This is a genomic window from Lentimicrobium saccharophilum (genome assembly GCF_001192835.1).
Taxonomy (GTDB): domain Bacteria; phylum Bacteroidota; class Bacteroidia; order Bacteroidales; family Lentimicrobiaceae; genus Lentimicrobium; species Lentimicrobium saccharophilum.
Genome location: NZ_DF968183.1, coordinates 499,427 through 515,359, shown reverse-complemented (window position 1 = coordinate 515,359; position 15,933 = coordinate 499,427). Strand labels below are relative to the sequence as shown.

The following is a 15,933-nucleotide window of genomic DNA, read 5'->3' as shown; positions in this document are numbered from 1 at the left end:
GGTCAGGCTTCCGCATTTACAAGATCTTCCTCCATGCGCAGGTTGTCCATGATAAACACCTGTCGGTCAGGAGTGTTGCGCCCCATGTAGAAGCTTAACAAATCAGGGATTTCTGATAATTTACGAAGAAGGATTGGATCCAGCCGCATATTGGGGCCAATGAAGTTTTTGAATTCTTCGGGCGAAATCTCCCCAAGTCCTTTAAAACGGGTAATTTCAGGATTGGGCCCCAGTTCGGCGATGGCAGATACGCGCTCTTCGTCAGTGTAACAGTATATCGTTTTCTTTTTGTTCCTGACCCTGAAAAGCGGTGTCTGCAGAATATACAGGTGGCCTGACTTTACCACATCGGGATAAAACTGGAGGAAGAAAGTCAGCATCAGCAAACGTATATGCATACCGTCGACATCGGCATCGGTGGCAATAACGATGTAGTTATACCGCAGGTTTTCAACGCCTTCTTCAATATTCAGGGCAGACTGCAAAAGGTTGAACTCATCGTTCTCGTAAACCACACGTTTGGTAAGACCGTAACAGTTTAGCGGTTTTCCTTTCAGACTGAACACCGCCTGGGTGTTCACATCGCGCGATTTGGTGATGGAGCCGCTGGCCGAGTCTCCCTCTGTGATGAAAAGCGTTGTTTCGAGCCTGCGGTTGTCATTGCTGTTGTAATGAATCCGGCAATCGCGCAGTTTCTTGTTATGCAGACTTACCTTCTTAACGCTCTCTTTGGCCAGTTTTTTTATGTTGGCAAAATCTTTCCTTTCCTTTTCGCTTTGCATGATCCTGCGCAGCAATGCTTCTGCAACATCGCTGTTCATATGCAGGTAATTGTCAAGCTGCTTTTTCAGGATATCGCCGATGTAGTTGCGGATGCTCTGACCATCTGGCTCCATCAGTTGAGAGCCCAGCTTGGTTTTTGTCTGCGACTCAAAAACAGGTTCCTGCACTTTAATGCTGATGGCAGCCACCATGCATTGCCTGATGTCGCTGGGATCGAAATCTTTTTTGTAAAAATCCCTGATTGTTTTCACCAGCGCTTCGCGGAAAGCTGCCTGATGGGTGCCGCCCTGCGTGGTGTGCTGTCCGTTGACAAATGAATAGTATTCCTCGCCGTATTGCCTTCCGCTGTGGGTAAAGGCGCATTCAAAGTCCTCATCCTTGATCTGGATAATCGGATACACCAGCGGATTGCCGTTGATGTTTCGTTGCAGCAGATCCAGCAGACCGTTTTTCGCCTGCATTTTTGTTCCGTTGTACCATATCGTCAGGCCATTGTTCAGGAACACATAGTTCCAGAGCATCTGTTCGATATATTCAGAGATAAAGTGGTAATGTCCGAACACTTTCTCGTCGGGTACAAAACTTATGATGGTCCCGCTGCGGAGGTTGCTGGGCTCTTCGGGCAGGTCGCTGATGATCTCCCCCCGTTCGAATTCAACGATCTTGGTTTTGCCCTCGCGGATACTCTGCGCGGTAAAACTGCCGGATAAGGCGTTTACCGCCTTTGATCCGACGCCATTGAGGCCGACCGCCTTTTTAAATACTTTGGAGTCATATTTAGCCCCGGTATTGATCTTGGATACACAATCAATTACTTTCCCGAGGGGAATGCCACGTCCGTAATCCCTTATTGTAACCCGCTGGTCCTTGATGGCCACTTCAATGGTGCGGCCATTACCCATAACAAATTCATCAATCGCATTATCGATAATCTCCTTGATGAGGACGTAAATGCCATCATCCTGGGAGGAGCCGTCTCCGAGCTTGCCAATGTACATGCCAGGCCTCAGGCGTATGTGCTCTTTCCAGTCAAGCGTAACAACAGCATCATCCGAGTAGGCGCCCGGATTGCTCTGTGTAATTTCGAGTTCTTCCATAGCCTGCAAAGATAACGCAAACCGCCGGATTTGTTCGGGGGTGTTGAAATCTTAACCGGGATGTTGAAATCTTTGACGGTATAATGCCATTTGTTGATTTACAGCCTGTTTAATGAACACTTTATCAACTACTATCCGGAGAATCAAAGCATATTTTTTTTCTGATTCCAGCACAGGAGCAGTCCTGTTGGAATAACTGGTAATGGGGATTCTTCAGGTGAAATAACAGGGGCCCCGGGAAATTTCCGGTTGCTCAGTTCTTTGTGAATCTTCTATGGTGCGTCAGGCTTCAGCACCCAGGCGCCGGGGAAGCCGGCCTGTATCTCTCTGAGGTGTCGCTGTGCTTCGGTTTCGGTGGGGTAATCTGCGATGGAGATTCTGTAATTGTTTCCGGCTGGAATCAGTCTTGCTTTGGGATAACCCAAACCACGCAGACGTGCCACTTCCCTGTTTGCTTTTTCCAGGGTGTTGAGCGATCCGGTAATTATTGAAAACACCGGTGATGCAGCGGATGGATTCTCCGTTAATTGCCCCCGGTTGATTTCCGGGTCTCCCGGAAGGGTAAATGCTGAGTCAGACCCGCAGGCTGTGTATATCTTCTCAGGGTCGTCGCCTTCGCCAAACCAGACGGCCGCGTAATCACCATAAATGCCGATGCCGATGGCTTTCCAGGGTTTGGTCCATTTGCCGCCGTTAATCAGGTAATCGCGGGTCAATGAAATGTTTTTCCAGAGGTTGAAAGCATCTTCGGCCCTGGCAGGCTCCCCGCCTTCATATACGATTTCCCAGGCCTTTGCTTTATACATGGTAAGCTCTTTCGGCTTCTCTGTCATACAAATGATGCGCTTCTCGTCGCGGGCATAGCAGCATGGTTTCCATTGGCCCTTATCTGACCAGCTGTGCGGGTTACAGCCACCAAAATCGGGACGGTTATCAGTAATATCCATCATGTGGACACGGGCGACGTATGACAGTGATTTGCTGAACGGAATAGGGGGGAGGTTATTGATTTTCCGGAAAGCGGTGATCAGATTGTATAACTCCACTTCAGCGGGGGAAGCGCAATGGTCTGCAAGGAGGACCGGGCCGCTTTCCTGCGCCGGAGCCCGAAACGCCGGCAGGAACAAGCCTGTTATGAGCAGTAAATAAATCAGCCTATGCCTTAACATGGAGCAAATTTAGTGAATTTAAAAGGATTTTGTAACTGAACCGTCATTGAATGACAAACGATGCTTGTCCGGAGTTGCTTATTTGGTAAGCGGTCTTTCAGACTCTCCCTCTTAAAATGCCTGCTACCTGCACAATATCTTCTTTTTTAATCAGGAAGTCAGACCACCGGCAATCAGCAACTTTTCTGAAAATCAACAGCTGATAGGTCATTCCGGCTATATAGGAAACAGAAGCCGTAATTCCGGCTCCGGCGATACCCATTGCGGGAATCAGTGTAAATCCGAGAACGATGGTGAAAACCAGTCCGATTCCGGAGGATATGGTATTATGCCAGGGCTTGCCGCTGCCCGAGAAATAATGGCTGAACATGAGCGAAACGGCCACGGCGATGATGCCGGCTGCAAGACTCAGAATCACCTTGTTTACATTGCTGAAGTCGCTTTGAAAAACCAGCACGAAGAAATCAGAAGGTAACATCAGGAGTATGCAGGTGATCAGCGTGGTAAAGAGCGCGGTAAATTTTATAAAACCAAGTGTGAGGTTCCGGGTGTACAGGCTGTCTTTTGAGTTTGAAATGCGCGCGTACTGCACCAGTGCGATGCTTTTTGAAATAATCCATACACTTTCGGAAATCTGCACGCCAATGGAGAAAATGCCAAGCGTGGCGCGGTCAAAATATTTCTCGATGATATAGTAACTTAAACGGTAGTTGAACAATTGCATAAAACTGGCAGCCTGCAGATACCCTCCGAACCGGAATATTTCCCTGAACAGTTCCGGATTCCAGCGCTTCACTTTTTCTCTTCTGCGTGAGAGCCCACTGAAGCTCAGCAAAATTCCAAAAATATAGGAAACAAACAGCGCGGTAATGTATGATTGAATTGTCCGCTGTCCGAAAACCCTGAAAAGGATGGCCAGGGTTACTAGTACTGTAAGTGTTTGAAATACAGCTGCGAAATTATACTGAAGTACTTTTTCCTGCCCCAGCTGAATGTTCTGATTGATCGAAAACAGTGACTGAAGCAATGATACTGCGGCCAGGGAGGTAGCCAGTTCACCGGGGATAAGTCCAAAAAGGCAGAGCAGATAACTTCCGGACAATGAAACGAAAACTGCCCACAGCCATGAAGGCAGAAGCAACTGAACCACAGGATACCGGGGTACAAGGTAAACCAGCGCACTTCCGCCAACCATGGCGCTGATCATCTGTATGATGCTGATGCCAAGGATGAACAGCGAGATGGTGCCCATCCCCTCAGCTCCCAGGGTGCGGGCAGCAAGCCACACTATGCCCAGGTTGGCAAATGCGATCAGCAAGCGGGCCGCGGTAGTTGAAAGTATCTTTCTGATCATAACTGTTTTATGCCCGTTGAAGTATGCTTCTTTGATCTGAAACGCTTGCCTGCCTGGTAAAGAAATGAAGCCGGAGAAAAAACGAATTTCTTGCAGTCAAAGTACATGTAGTCACCGGCAAATGAAAGGTTATGAATGCCCTTGTAGCCGTGGGGAGGTTCCAGCGTACTCACCGGCATTTCCAGAAAAGCTTCTTCTGACAGGATTTTGATTTCGTTGATCACCACCTTTCCGCCATAGGTCTGGGAGCAGTCCTGCGCCGGCCGGTAAAGTTTATCATCAAGCTTGAAAAGTGAACCGGCCGGGCGGGCATTCCGGATATCGGCCTTCACGGGATTCAGTTCATGTGGTTCAAAAGGTTGGTCCAGGTCCGGAGAATGCCAGATGTGCAATTCTACATTGGTAGCATGGGCAGGTGTGAAAAACAGAAACCAGCGGTTCTGATGAAAAACCAGCGTCGGATCTGCAGCTGCGACCCCCGGGAGCAGCGTTCGGACGAAGGTTAGCTTCATGCTATCGGTATCGAGCCGGTACAACTCTACCGACCCGTGGTCCTTTGACTCAGGGATGCAATAGAAATCATCCTTTTCCTTAAAAATGAAAGGATACGACAAATGCCAGGGTTCTTCAAGGGCACAGGTTATGTCGCTGAAATCATGGTCCCGTTCGTTGTACCATGCAGCTGAAATCCTGCCTTTGCGCTGCCGGTAAGAGTAATCTTCAAACAACAGCAATATCCGGTGCCGGGTCCTGAGCGCAAATCCATCCGCAAAATAGCGGTCATTGCTTCCGGAATGGAGCCATGACACCATTTCAGGATCGGGGGAGTAATCAATATTGCCTGCCACTTCAGCGGTACGCGCCCTGATGATACCGGTCGACCATTGCTCTGCCTGAAAAAGTTCCAGAAAATGAAATTTTATCTTGTTAACAAACTGTTTTGCAATAAATTGCAACATCGTAGTGTTTTCAGGCTCCTTGTAAACGGGTGCCGTGGTGCTGGTCGATTCACCGCCGGCCGGGAATGTGTGCTGGGCGATAATTTCGCGGCATACATCCGCCGGCCAGTTGAGCGAAAGCGCAATCGCCTGATCGAGGTTCGCGCGCCATGAATGATAAATGGTGGGGAAAAAGCCCTTACGCAGGATTACGCCCCCGTCGAGCTTTTCAGTGAGCCGTTGCAGTATGGATGCGGTAACTCTGTCATTGTGCAAGATTTCACGGAAAGCCGGAGGTACCCCCCTGTATTTTTGCTCGTCCCCGTGATGGAATGACCATACTCCGTATGGTGCACAATTCAATATCTCCCCGCGGATTATGCCAAATCCGAATTTCAGGATGAAATCCGGCCGGTATGATCTGATGGCTTCAATATCCTCAGGACTGAAATATTCACTGTATTTTTTTTTCAGTGTGGTAGTGCAACGGATAACAGGTATTTCATCGTTTCCGAGGTCTGCGATGGTCTTCCGGAAGGCCTGGGGACGAAAGAAGTATTGATAATATTTTCTGAAGATGATTTTATTCCAGGGATAAGCTATAATTCTTCGCCAGAACTTTTTTCCCGGTTTAGCATTGTTACCGGCGGGCATGATCAGCAGTACCGGTTCGGCGCACCCCGATAACAGCAGGGCATCGAGCGACTGCTTCTGCCATTGCTGAAGCTCTGTGGAATTGCACATTACGGCAAACCTCAGCCGTCTGCTATCGTTGTTCTCCGCCATGCCGTCTTTTGTTCAACACACCTTGATATAACATGTCCAGCTTATCCGATACCACCTTTTCACCGAACTTTTGCCTGACTGCCCCGGCCATGCCGGCGCGATCAAATTTTTCAGGATGGCCGAGTACTTCCTGCAAAGCAGCGGCAAATCCGGATTTATCACCCTGCCTGACAACTTTACCGAAATCATTGCCGATAAACGATTTGAGATCGGCAACATCCGTAGCAACAACAGGAATTCCACAAGCCATTGCCTCAAAAGCCACGATGCCAAATGTTTCGTAATTGCTGCTTAAAGCCAGGCATGCCGAGGTGCGGATTTCTGCGGCAAGCACCTCGTCCTGCAGCATGCCCGTAAAACGGACAGCGCCGGGTTGAAAGTTTTTGCCGTTGGCGTACGCGATGGTTGCTTCAAGGTCGGCGCCTTCACCCACAAGCACAAGCCTGGCATCGGGCATCTCGTTAAGTACCAGCGCGAAAGCATCAATCAGCAATTTCAGGTTTTTTGATCTTTCCTCAAAACAGGTTACACTGATGATCTTTTTGGGATCAATGATCCCGGTTGCGGGTTGAAACAGGGTTGTATCAACCACGTTGGGCAGCAATTCCGGATAAAACCGGAGTCCCTGCCTTTGCATGGCTGTTGCCAGACGTTCTGAGACCACCGATACGCTTCCCGCTTTTTTAACCACATAACGGGTAACCGTTTTTCTTAGCCAGCCTTTATATTGCAGATTTTCAGGATAATACCTGGACCAGTGTTCAGTTATCAAATATGGAATCCGCCAGAGAATTGACAAAAGGGCTGCAATGATTGCCGTTCTGGTCAGGATATGCGCGTGGATCAATTCCGGTCTTCCGGATTGCCGGACACACAATTTTATCGATTTTCTCCAGGCAACAGCCTGTCGCCATTGACCTGAAAAGCCTCCCTTGCTGAGGTAGGCAGTTATAACTTCTGTAAATGCACCTTCCTGCTTCACTTCTGTGCTATACTTGCTGCCGCCGGGGAGATCTTTAGCGGGCACTGCATAGGCCACACTCACCCGGTACCCGGCTTTAACGGCAGCCAATGCATGTTTCTTAACAAACAGGCCTAACATGGGATCCTGTTTGCCGGGATACCAGCGGGGGAGGTAAAGAATGTGAAGATGCTTATCAGGATTCATACACTGGCATGAAAGGCTCAAAGGTACAAAAATAGCAGGGTTGCGTGAAATATCAGGCCTAACGCTAAACAGCTGCGCTTATTGCGGCCGGGTGATCAGCCGGAAAGCACTGAGGTCAGTTCTGTAACAGATTGCAGTACAGGATGCCCGGAAGCACGCAGTCGCTTTTCCGACTGGTGTCCGTCGGCGATGAGTATGCATGCAATTCCAAGCTTTTCGGCTACTTCAGCGTCATGAAGGGTGTCGCCGATCAGGCAACTCTGTTCCGGAATAAACCCTGTAGCGGTAATAGCCCTGCCGGCCAGACCCAGCTTTCCACCCCCAAGATGATCGCTGATACCGAAAACCCGCTCAAAAAATGGTGCGATGCCGTTCTTCCGGACCAGTTTCGTCAGCTCCTCCTGTTCCATGGCCGACAGGATGATCTGTCTGAATCCCTTTCCGGTAAAATGCATCAGCACTTCCTTAACACCCTGATGCAACGGGGATCCGGATACTTTGTCCAGGTACAGGTCCATAAACTCAACGGCAACGGTTTCAAAAGATTCTTTTTCGAAATTAAAACCGGCAATGCTGTAATAGTCCCTGACGGGAAATGTAAAAATTTCAAGATAACGTTTCCTGTCAAGCCGGCTCAGGCTGCGGCGCTCCAGCAGGGTATTGATGGAGTCAATGCAGATATCCAGATCATTCAGCAGTGTTCCGTTAAAATCCCAGATGATATTCCTGACCGGACTCAGACCGGATTCTTTAAGGTTCTTCATTTTTTATAATCTGCAGGTTTTCTTCTTTTCCGGCTACAGTAAATCCCGCACTCCGGAAGTCAGCAACGGTAAACCCGTCCAGCCCGAATTTTTCAAGGTAATGATCACTCAGCAAAAGGTAATGTATTCCCAGGCTGTCGGCCATCTTCAGAAATGACTTGCCATGCAGGTCATGCCCCGCTTTTTGCATATCGGCGAAACTCAGGTCTCCCTGTATCCTTTCGAAATGTTCTATTTCGTTGAAGATGAAGTCCATGGGCGCAATCACGCGAACGGTGTCTTGCCGGGTGCCTATGTATTTGTTTGAAAGTTCAGCATGTTTTCCGGGATCGAATTTCCTGGTGCTGATCTGAATATTCCGGATCATACCGATGGAAAAATAGATGAACAGTAAAGCGACCGCCCATGGCCAGGCTTTTTTTACCTCTATGCCCCTCAGCAGTTTCTGTTCCGTTTTTCGTCCGTCATAAATATGAAGGAAGGTAATTGTGATGATATAGAGTATAAATGGCATATACATCAGCATATACTTTGAAGTGGTATGCACCGCCACCAGCGAAAGGGAAATTACAAGCAACAAGAAATAACGAAGCAAAGCCTTCTTTTGCTTCAGGAAGGGATAGCCCAATATGAGGCAGAACAACAGCAGCAGGCTTTGACTGATTTCCGCCGGGCTGTGGAAAAAACGCATATGCTCCCTGAAAATTTTCCCGAAAAAGGAGAGCGAATGCGGCAGGATGGAAGATTTATGCAGCGCCGGAGCGTCGTTTAACTGATAGAGCCAATAAGAAAATCCGTATTCACGGGTGAAATCAAAAAAGTAAATCATGAGTGAAGGTAGTACAGACAGCCCGAAAATAATTGCCGGAAGCAGCTTCCTGTTCCACAATAAGAGTAGTCCGCCGGCCATAATAAAAATCAATCCGTTCAGGTGGGCGGACGCGGCAAGTCCGGCAAAAAGACCGCTGAAGATCAGTGCATATCTGCTTTTGTTGTGAAGATACTGATCGAGAAACAGCCAGGATATGAAGCCAAGCGTCATTACCATGATTTCAGGCCGGTAAACGAATGAATACTGAAAAATAAAAGCATTGACAGCCATCAGCAACATCGCGAACCAGGCAGCAGGCGATCCTTCTTTCCGCCGGATGGTGATGAAAAATATGACTCCAAAGATTAACAGCCACATCAGGCTGACCGACTTGAGCGTCCACAAAGAAAAGCTAAAAAGTGTGATGAAAAGTGCACCGTTCAGGGTGAAAAGCTTATGATGGACAATGTTTCTTACATGCTGATTGGTAATTCCATGCATCAGCTCGGACTTTACATATCCCTTCTCAACGAGCCAGTATGCATGTTCACCTATCCATGCATCATCCACATCGGGCTCACGGTGCCAAAGGCTGTAAAGGTACAGCAAGGCAACGGCAAGCAGGGCTATTTTTACTGAAACGGCCGGTTTTATCATGCTTCCGGGGCGAGGGGTTTTGAAAATACAGGCATTGATGGTGGTTTTAAAAATCTGATCAGGCTATTCAATGTGCTCAAGACCCAGATGGTAACAACAACTAAAACCGTTGCAAAGTTAAGCGATTTTCAACAGTGTATAATCGCATAATAATGCTTTACATTAGCCATACAGTTTTATCTTTGCAAAAAACATAATCAGTCATGATCCAGCGAATCCAGACCCTTTACCTGGCCCTTGGGGCGATTGCACTTTCTGTTGCTTACTTTCTTCCACTGCTTAGTTTTATTGACAACAACCAGATATACCTTGAAATTTACATGAAAGGCATCATCGACAGTTCAAGTCCGCAGCTGGGGGTTTCAGGCAATATCCTGATAGGTCTTCAGATCGTTGTGATCGCTGTGATAGTGATGTCAGTATTGTGCATTTTCCTATACAAAAACCGCAAATCGCAACTTAAACTTGTCAGATTTCTCGTTGGCCTGCTGCTGGTTGCCATCGCCCTGGTGTTTTTTCAGTTGGGCAGTGCCATTACCAAAGCAACAGGCATTGAAGCAGACTTCAACCATCCTGCCGTCTACCTCATGTTGGTCAGCCTGGTAATGTATGTGCTGGCATTCAGGGGGATACGTAAAGATGAGGCCCTTGTGCGCGCTGCTGACCGTCTCCGTTAAATAACTATTTCGGTATTTCCAGGATTTCCAGATCGCGGATATTTTCATCATCGATGATAAACCGCACGATGGTAGAAATTTGATGAAATCCTGATTTTCCAGCCGCTCCCGGATTGATGTGGAGCAATCCGTTTTTGGGATCATTCATCACCTTCAGGATGTGAGAGTGCCCCGAGATGAACAGTTTTGGTTTTATGCGGCCGATCAGCTCCCGCGCTTCTTTTGAATATTTTCCCGGGTATCCGCCGATGTGTATGATCAGCACCTTCACCTTTTCGCAGGTAAATTCCTGATAAAGAGGGTAGAAAGAACGGATGTCGGTTCCGTCGATGTTGCCGTAAACAGCCCTTAAGGATTTCAGGGAAGCCAGCGCTTTGGCCGTCTCCAGGTCTCCGATGTCACCGGCATGCCATATTTCATCACATTCAGCCAGAAATGCCCTTGCTTTTTCAGGAAAATGCCCGTGTGTATCTGAAAGTAACCCGATTCTCTTCATATAATAATAAATCCGGCAGGCTGATGGTGATTTTGGGAATGAGCATGGTGCATAACCGGCTCAAAGACTTTTCATATTGTACTCCGGCTTTGTGCCGGTTTACCGGAGGACCTGGTATTGCATGCCTTTTTTGTCAAGTTCCGTCAGCAGGGTAGGCAACTGAGTGGTATCCTGCAGGTTAAAGGTAATGGTTACTTGCACATATCCGACGGGAACGCTGGTAGTGGAGCGTTCATGCTCGATGTCATGGATGTTTGCCTTCATTTTTTCAAGGATGGAAATGATGGACTTCAGCATGCCGGCCTGGTCGGGGATCAGCACCTGGATTCGCGCCCTCAGCCCTTCGTCCATAACCCCTTTGTCAAGGATCTGCTCCAGGATGCTCATGTTGATGTTGCCGCCGCTGATAATGGGAACGACCTTTCGTCCTTTCACATTGGTTTTCTGGTAAAGGATGGCAGCCATCGCGGCAACCCCCGAAGGTTCGGTGAGTATTTTTGCACGCTGCAGCAGCAGGTAGGCGGTACGGGCCATTTCGGCATCGTTGACCACCACAAATTCATCCACGAGCTTACTGGCGGCTTCAAAAGTGAGGTTGCCCGGCGATTTCACCGCGATGCCGTCGGCAATGGTATTAACGGAAGTAAGGGCAGTAGGTTCACCCTTTTCTATGGAGACTTTCATCGACTGTGCGCCGTCGGCCTCAACGCCGATAATTCGTATGCCCGGGTTAAGTTGCTTCAGGGCAATGGCGATTCCCGCAATCAGTCCGCCACCACCGATAGGAACCAGTACGTCGTCTACTTCACGCAGCTGCTCAAAGATTTCAAGGCCTACCGTTCCCTGACCGGCAATAATATGAGGATCGTTAAACGGATGCACAAACGTGGCCCCCGTTTTTTTCTGAAATTCAAGCGCGGCATTGAAGGCATCGTCAAAAGTATCGCCGGTAAGCACCACCTCGGCGCCGTAAGAGCGGGTGGCAATTACCTTGAGCGGGGGGGCAAAAACCGGCATAAATACGGTACTTTTCACCCCGAGCTTCGTGGCAGCATAAGCTACTCCCTGGGCATGGTTGCCGGCAGAAGCACACAGTACGCCTTTTGCCGATTCCTCCTTGGTCAGGTTACTGATTTTGTAGTATGCACCCCTGACTTTAAAAGAACCTGTCGTCTGGAAGTTCTCTAGCTTAAGGTAAACATCAGCGCCCGACATAGCTGAGAACGACTTGCTCCGTTCTAGCGGGGTTTGTTTAACTACCTTGCTGAGTGTTGACTGGGCATTAATGATATCCGAAAAACGGGGCAGCGGGTGTTGGTTTACGGCTACTGACATGGCATGGATGTTTGTGCTGCAAAGTTATAAAAAGCCACGGGGCAATCAACGGAATTCGCAGAGAAGCTCCGGAAGCCTGATTTAGTTGCACTCCACAGGTGATGGGAATGAAAGAAGACGCAGAGTTACGGGGTGCAGCGATCACCGGATGGACATAATGCGGATGTATTCACATACTAATCAGGTTCCTTGCCTGACAGTTTTCTTTGTATCTGATTCATCACCAACGCAGCAATTGCATCGTAGCTGCGTCCTTCAGGATGAACCGCCGGCAAAAACTCAACCCTGACCCTGGCCCATAGCCGGGCAAAACGTCTCCCCTTGGGCAAGGCCTTGAATGCCCCGTCAATCACCACGGGTACAATGGGTACATTGAGTTCGCTGGAAAGTATGGCAAAGGTTTTCTTGAAATGCCCCAGTTCTCCGTTCAATGTGCGGGTTCCTTCCGGGAAAATAATCAGTTTTTTCTCCTGCCGCAGCACTTCGGCCAGGGCTTGTATGGATTGCTTCAGATCAACATTCAGGTTTACGATGATGATGTTGTTTCTTGCAGCCAGGTATTTCAGGAATTTCTGCCTGAAATGCTGTTCCTTGGCATAGAAGTAGGTTTCCCTGATCTGTTTGGTTTTCATCACGGAAGCAACGAAAAGTCCGTCAAAGGAACTTTGGTGGTTTGGTGCGATGATGCAGGGGCCGTCGGGAATATTGTCAACCCCTTTGCTGCTGTATCTGAAGTAAAGCTGGAAGATGTGACGCGACAACCTGAAAGCCAGGCTGCCTATTTTCCAGGTCGAGGGAAGCTTCAGATCCAGCTTTTCACGGAGAATATCATTCCAGTTAACGTCACCTTCTTCCATACGTACCTTGTGATCGCTGACCCATTCGGCCAACTGGGCCAGACTGGCAAATTCGGCCATCTTTTGTGGTGGAAGGTCTATGCCAAAGGTTTGCTGTAACCATGCCTGGAACCCAACCTTATCGAGCGAATCCATGCCCAGGTCCATTTCAGGATGGTAGGAGGGTAGCACCCGTTGCCCTTTTTCCTTCTCAAGATAATCAGCGATCAGCGCATATTCAGGATGGTCAAAAACAGGCTGGCTGATGTCACTGATGTGCTGCTTATGAACCAGCTCGATCAGTTTATGGTGCTGCAGCTTGCCCAGCCTGGTCCGCGGAAGTTCCTGATCGGTCACATGAATACGCATGATTTTTTTGTATGCGGAAACCTTGCGGTTGAATGGCTCAATCACATCCCATTTAAGGATGTCCTCTGCATCACGACCCGGGATTGCTGCCAATTCAGCCTGATCAGGAAGGATAATCGCCTGCAGCTGATCGTTCTCAAAAAATATACCGCAGTCCTTTATATAAGGTGATGTAAGCAGCTCATCTTCAAGTTCTACAGGATTAACATTTTTGCCGTTTGAAAGGACAATAATTTCTTTTTTCCGGCCTGTTATATAAAGAAAACCATCTTTGTCAATATGCCCCAGGTCGCCGGTATACAGCCAGCCGTTTTTCAGCACTTCAGCTGTGGCTTCCGGGCTTTTGTAATAGCCTTTCATGATGTTCGGCCCTTTGGCGACGATTTCACCATCAATAATCTGAATCTGCACCTCCGGCATGCACTCGCCCGGAGATCCGATTCTTACCCTTCCGGGACGGGTGAATGTGATCATGGGAGCCGCTTCAGTCATACCGTATCCTTCAAGCACCTCGAAGCCCAGGGTTTTAAAGTCATTGCCGACTTCCACATCCAGCGCCGCACCACCGGCAACCAGCGTTTCGAGTGCACCGCCGAATTTACGGTGTACCGTGCCGAAAACCGTTTTTGAGAATTTCTTTGAGTTGAGTTTACGGGCAATCCTGAAAAGCAGGGTAGCCAAAGAACTCTGGTTAATCTTGTCCTTAATCCCCTTCCGGATGGCGGCATAAAGCCGCGGAACCCCGATCAATATGGTGACTTTATTCACCTGCAGGGTCCTGATGATGTCTTCGGAAGCCATACTCGGACTAATCGCAATCATACTGCCCAGGTACAAAGGGATAATCATGGTTCCCAGCAATGGAAACACATGATGTAATGGCAACAGGACAAGCACACGGGAGTCGGATTTATAAATGGGAATATGCCTGCTTACCGCATCGATATTCACAATGATGTTCCTGAAAGTAAGCATCACGCCTTTCGGGCTGCCGGTGGTCCCGGAAGTATAAATAATCACCGCGGTGTCATCGGGCTGGTGCCCGGGTAGCCCGGCCGAAGGCAGTGGTTCACAACCGGAGGCCTCATGGTCGTCGAGGAGAAGCACAGGGGCATTACAACCCGATAAGCCGGTTGCTTCGCGCAGAATGGCAGAAGTGCCGGATGAACAGAATATGGCTGAAGGATCACAGTCGCCCAGTATATAGGCGACCTCAGCCGCTGTGGCCATATAATCGACAGGAACCGCCACGGCTCCCTTTTTCCAGACTGAGTAAAACGCATAAATCCATGATGGCCTGTTCTCGGAGAAAATCACCACATGCGCCCCCGGTTCAACCTGATATAGTCCGGCAAAATGGTGGATCTTTCCGAAAAGCTGCTCATAAGTCAGTTTGTCTGACCCGTATGTAATGGCTGAATGCTGACCCGCTTCTTTTAACATAAAGTTATTGTATATGAACATCGGATAATCAAAAAACCAGCCTGTCGTTAAAGGTTTTTACCAACTGCATTATGATCATGCCCGGTGACGGTATTTCGACGGAAAGCCTGTTGATTACCCAATACAATTTACAAAAGTACGCAATTATATGCATGTATGGAGAATAATTATCAGGGTTGAGCTGACCGAAACTTCCTTTACTCCGGACAAAGCATTTGACCATGCAGAACCGGTGAATTGTTTTTATTATGCACAATCATCCATGTGCCGGACGAACACTGAACCGGGATTATCTTTAAATGGTAAGTAGCTCTATCTTGTTGATTTCCAAGTGATGGAGCCGGTCTTAATCCGGAAGAATGGTGGTTATGGCAAGACTGCACAGGGTGCGTACTTCGTGGATGATTTTATTTCTGGCTTTGGCGGTGAGTGAAAGGCTGTTCAGCAATTCAGGTTTTTCGCAAAGGCCTGAACAGAGTACCACACCTTTGTCAATCAGTTGTTGTTTCTGTTTTTTATTGAGGCCAGTGATTACGGTAATGGGAAAATTTCCCGTTTGCTGCACCAGTTCCTTCAGGCTGCCCCGTCGGGGATAGTTCCACCCGATCAGGTGGAGCCCTGCGCACTTCCCGTAAGCCTCAGCATCGTCCGAAAAACGGGTATTGGTAACCACCCATCCCTGATATGTTTTGCCTGCATTCTCCTGCTGGCTTTCCCATACGGATTTTACATCCAGAAAACGTGACTGTATATACAGGGGCACTTGTACGCTGCTGACTTTACCTGCCGTATTGTGATATTTGCATTCAATCAGAATCTTATGATTGTCTTTCCATGCTACCACATCTACCTCATGGTTTACGCATTTCCCCGGAAGTATCTGTCCGGTAAGCACTTCGTAGCCCATTTTTTTCATCAGTTCCCCGACAAATTTTTCAAAAGGATATCCGGTGGGCCCAAGCTCCATAATGGCATTTTTAAGGCTGTAACGCGCGGCCAGTGCATTCACCCGCCTGCGGAGCATGGCAAAGGCCTTGCGGTAAATGACCCTGGTGGATATGCCTTCGTAAAGCGATTTCCTGATTTCAGGTAGTATGGACCGGATAATCTCTTCCGATGCACCGGAATTGCGAAGTGATTGAATAAGTTTTTCTTCGGAAAATTCCTGAGTTTCTCCGGACGATTTCTTTACGGTAATATGATTGGCCATTGCTACGGATGATCTTGATGGCAGTAAAAGTAGTAAAAGA

The 15,933-nt window shown here is 48.4% G+C and carries 12 protein-coding genes; 1 reads left to right on the top strand and 11 read right to left on the bottom strand.

The features are described 5' to 3' along the window. Positions 1–2 precede the first annotated feature (2 nt). The 7 genes from TBC1_RS14045 to TBC1_RS14015 all read right to left on the bottom strand — a co-directional run bounded on the left by TBC1_RS14045 (position 3) and on the right by TBC1_RS14015 (position 9,527). Entirely contained in the window at positions 3–1,880 is a 1,878-nt protein-coding gene (locus tag TBC1_RS14045) for a DNA topoisomerase IV subunit B (RefSeq protein WP_062044242.1), read from the bottom strand. A gap of 272 nt (positions 1,881–2,152) precedes the next feature. After that, entirely contained in the window at positions 2,153–3,049 is an 897-nt protein-coding gene (locus tag TBC1_RS14040; protein WP_062044240.1) for an SPOR domain-containing protein, read from the bottom strand. 97 nt (positions 3,050–3,146) lie between these two features. Then, positions 3,147–4,403: an oligosaccharide flippase family protein gene (locus TBC1_RS14035; RefSeq protein ID WP_062044239.1), complete on the bottom strand. Its 1,257-nt coding sequence runs from the start codon at positions 4,401–4,403 to the stop codon at positions 3,147–3,149. Next, positions 4,400–6,127, bottom strand: a complete 1,728-nt coding sequence (locus TBC1_RS14030) for a glucosamine inositolphosphorylceramide transferase family protein (RefSeq protein ID WP_062044236.1) — start codon at positions 6,125–6,127, stop codon at positions 4,400–4,402. The genes TBC1_RS14035 and TBC1_RS14030 overlap by 4 nt, the downstream gene beginning before the upstream one ends. After that, positions 6,108–7,295 carry a glycosyltransferase gene (locus TBC1_RS14025; protein ID WP_062044233.1) on the bottom strand — a complete coding sequence of 396 codons (1,188 nt, stop codon included), beginning with the start codon at positions 7,293–7,295 and terminating at the stop codon, positions 6,108–6,110. The genes TBC1_RS14030 and TBC1_RS14025 overlap by 20 nt, the downstream gene beginning before the upstream one ends. Positions 7,296–7,390: 95 nt before the next feature. Then, positions 7,391–8,059: an HAD family hydrolase gene (locus TBC1_RS14020; protein ID WP_062044230.1), complete on the bottom strand. Its 669-nt coding sequence runs from the start codon at positions 8,057–8,059 to the stop codon at positions 7,391–7,393. After that, positions 8,046–9,527: an ArnT family glycosyltransferase gene (locus TBC1_RS14015; RefSeq protein ID WP_062044228.1), complete on the bottom strand. Its 1,482-nt coding sequence runs from the start codon at positions 9,525–9,527 to the stop codon at positions 8,046–8,048. Before TBC1_RS14015 ends, TBC1_RS14020 begins: the two co-directional genes overlap by 14 nt. 203 nt (positions 9,528–9,730) lie before the next feature. On the opposite strand from TBC1_RS14015, the gene TBC1_RS14010 reads away from it, so the two are divergent. Next, positions 9,731–10,204: a DUF4293 domain-containing protein gene (locus TBC1_RS14010; RefSeq protein WP_062044225.1), complete on the top strand. Its 474-nt coding sequence runs from the start codon at positions 9,731–9,733 to the stop codon at positions 10,202–10,204. Between the two features lie 4 nt (positions 10,205–10,208). On the opposite strand, the gene TBC1_RS14005 is transcribed toward TBC1_RS14010, so the two are convergent. From TBC1_RS14005 to TBC1_RS13985, 4 genes are all read right to left on the bottom strand, one after another. Further along, positions 10,209–10,700 (bottom strand): metallophosphoesterase family protein, encoded by a 492-nt coding sequence (locus TBC1_RS14005; RefSeq protein WP_062044221.1) that lies wholly within the window; start codon positions 10,698–10,700, stop codon positions 10,209–10,211. Between the two features lie 99 nt (positions 10,701–10,799). Beyond that, positions 10,800–12,035, bottom strand: coding sequence for a threonine ammonia-lyase (gene ilvA, locus TBC1_RS14000; protein ID WP_062044218.1), 1,236 nt, complete (start codon positions 12,033–12,035; stop codon positions 10,800–10,802). Between the two features lie 176 nt (positions 12,036–12,211). Then, positions 12,212–14,683, bottom strand: a complete 2,472-nt coding sequence (locus TBC1_RS13995) for an AMP-binding protein (RefSeq protein ID WP_062045589.1) — start codon at positions 14,681–14,683, stop codon at positions 12,212–12,214. 346 nt (positions 14,684–15,029) lie between these two features. Next, positions 15,030–15,893 carry a restriction endonuclease gene (locus TBC1_RS13985; protein ID WP_082189638.1) on the bottom strand — a complete coding sequence of 288 codons (864 nt, stop codon included), beginning with the start codon at positions 15,891–15,893 and terminating at the stop codon, positions 15,030–15,032. Positions 15,894–15,933: the final 40 nt, after the last annotated feature.

What these genes read in the sequence shown, in the direction of transcription:
- TBC1_RS14045 (WP_062044242.1), bottom strand. Translation starts at nt 1,880, where the DNA reads ATGGAAGAACTCGAAATTACACAGAGCAATCCGGGCGCCTACTCGGAT.
- TBC1_RS14040 (WP_062044240.1), bottom strand. Translation starts at nt 3,049, where the DNA reads ATGTTAAGGCATAGGCTGATTTATTTACTGCTCATAACAGGCTTGTTC.
- TBC1_RS14035 (WP_062044239.1), bottom strand. Translation starts at nt 4,403, where the DNA reads ATGATCAGAAAGATACTTTCAACTACCGCGGCCCGCTTGCTGATCGCA.
- TBC1_RS14030 (WP_062044236.1), bottom strand. Translation starts at nt 6,127, where the DNA reads ATGGCGGAGAACAACGATAGCAGACGGCTGAGGTTTGCCGTAATGTGC.
- TBC1_RS14025 (WP_062044233.1), bottom strand. Translation starts at nt 7,295, where the DNA reads ATGAATCCTGATAAGCATCTTCACATTCTTTACCTCCCCCGCTGGTAT.
- TBC1_RS14020 (WP_062044230.1), bottom strand. Translation starts at nt 8,059, where the DNA reads ATGAAGAACCTTAAAGAATCCGGTCTGAGTCCGGTCAGGAATATCATC.
- TBC1_RS14015 (WP_062044228.1), bottom strand. Translation starts at nt 9,527, where the DNA reads ATGATAAAACCGGCCGTTTCAGTAAAAATAGCCCTGCTTGCCGTTGCC.
- TBC1_RS14010 (WP_062044225.1), top strand. Translation starts at nt 9,731, where the DNA reads ATGATCCAGCGAATCCAGACCCTTTACCTGGCCCTTGGGGCGATTGCA.
- TBC1_RS14005 (WP_062044221.1), bottom strand. Translation starts at nt 10,700, where the DNA reads ATGAAGAGAATCGGGTTACTTTCAGATACACACGGGCATTTTCCTGAA.
- ilvA (WP_062044218.1), bottom strand. Translation starts at nt 12,035, where the DNA reads ATGTCAGTAGCCGTAAACCAACACCCGCTGCCCCGTTTTTCGGATATC.
- TBC1_RS13995 (WP_062045589.1), bottom strand. Translation starts at nt 14,683, where the DNA reads ATGTTAAAAGAAGCGGGTCAGCATTCAGCCATTACATACGGGTCAGAC.
- TBC1_RS13985 (WP_082189638.1), bottom strand. Translation starts at nt 15,893, where the DNA reads ATGGCCAATCATATTACCGTAAAGAAATCGTCCGGAGAAACTCAGGAA.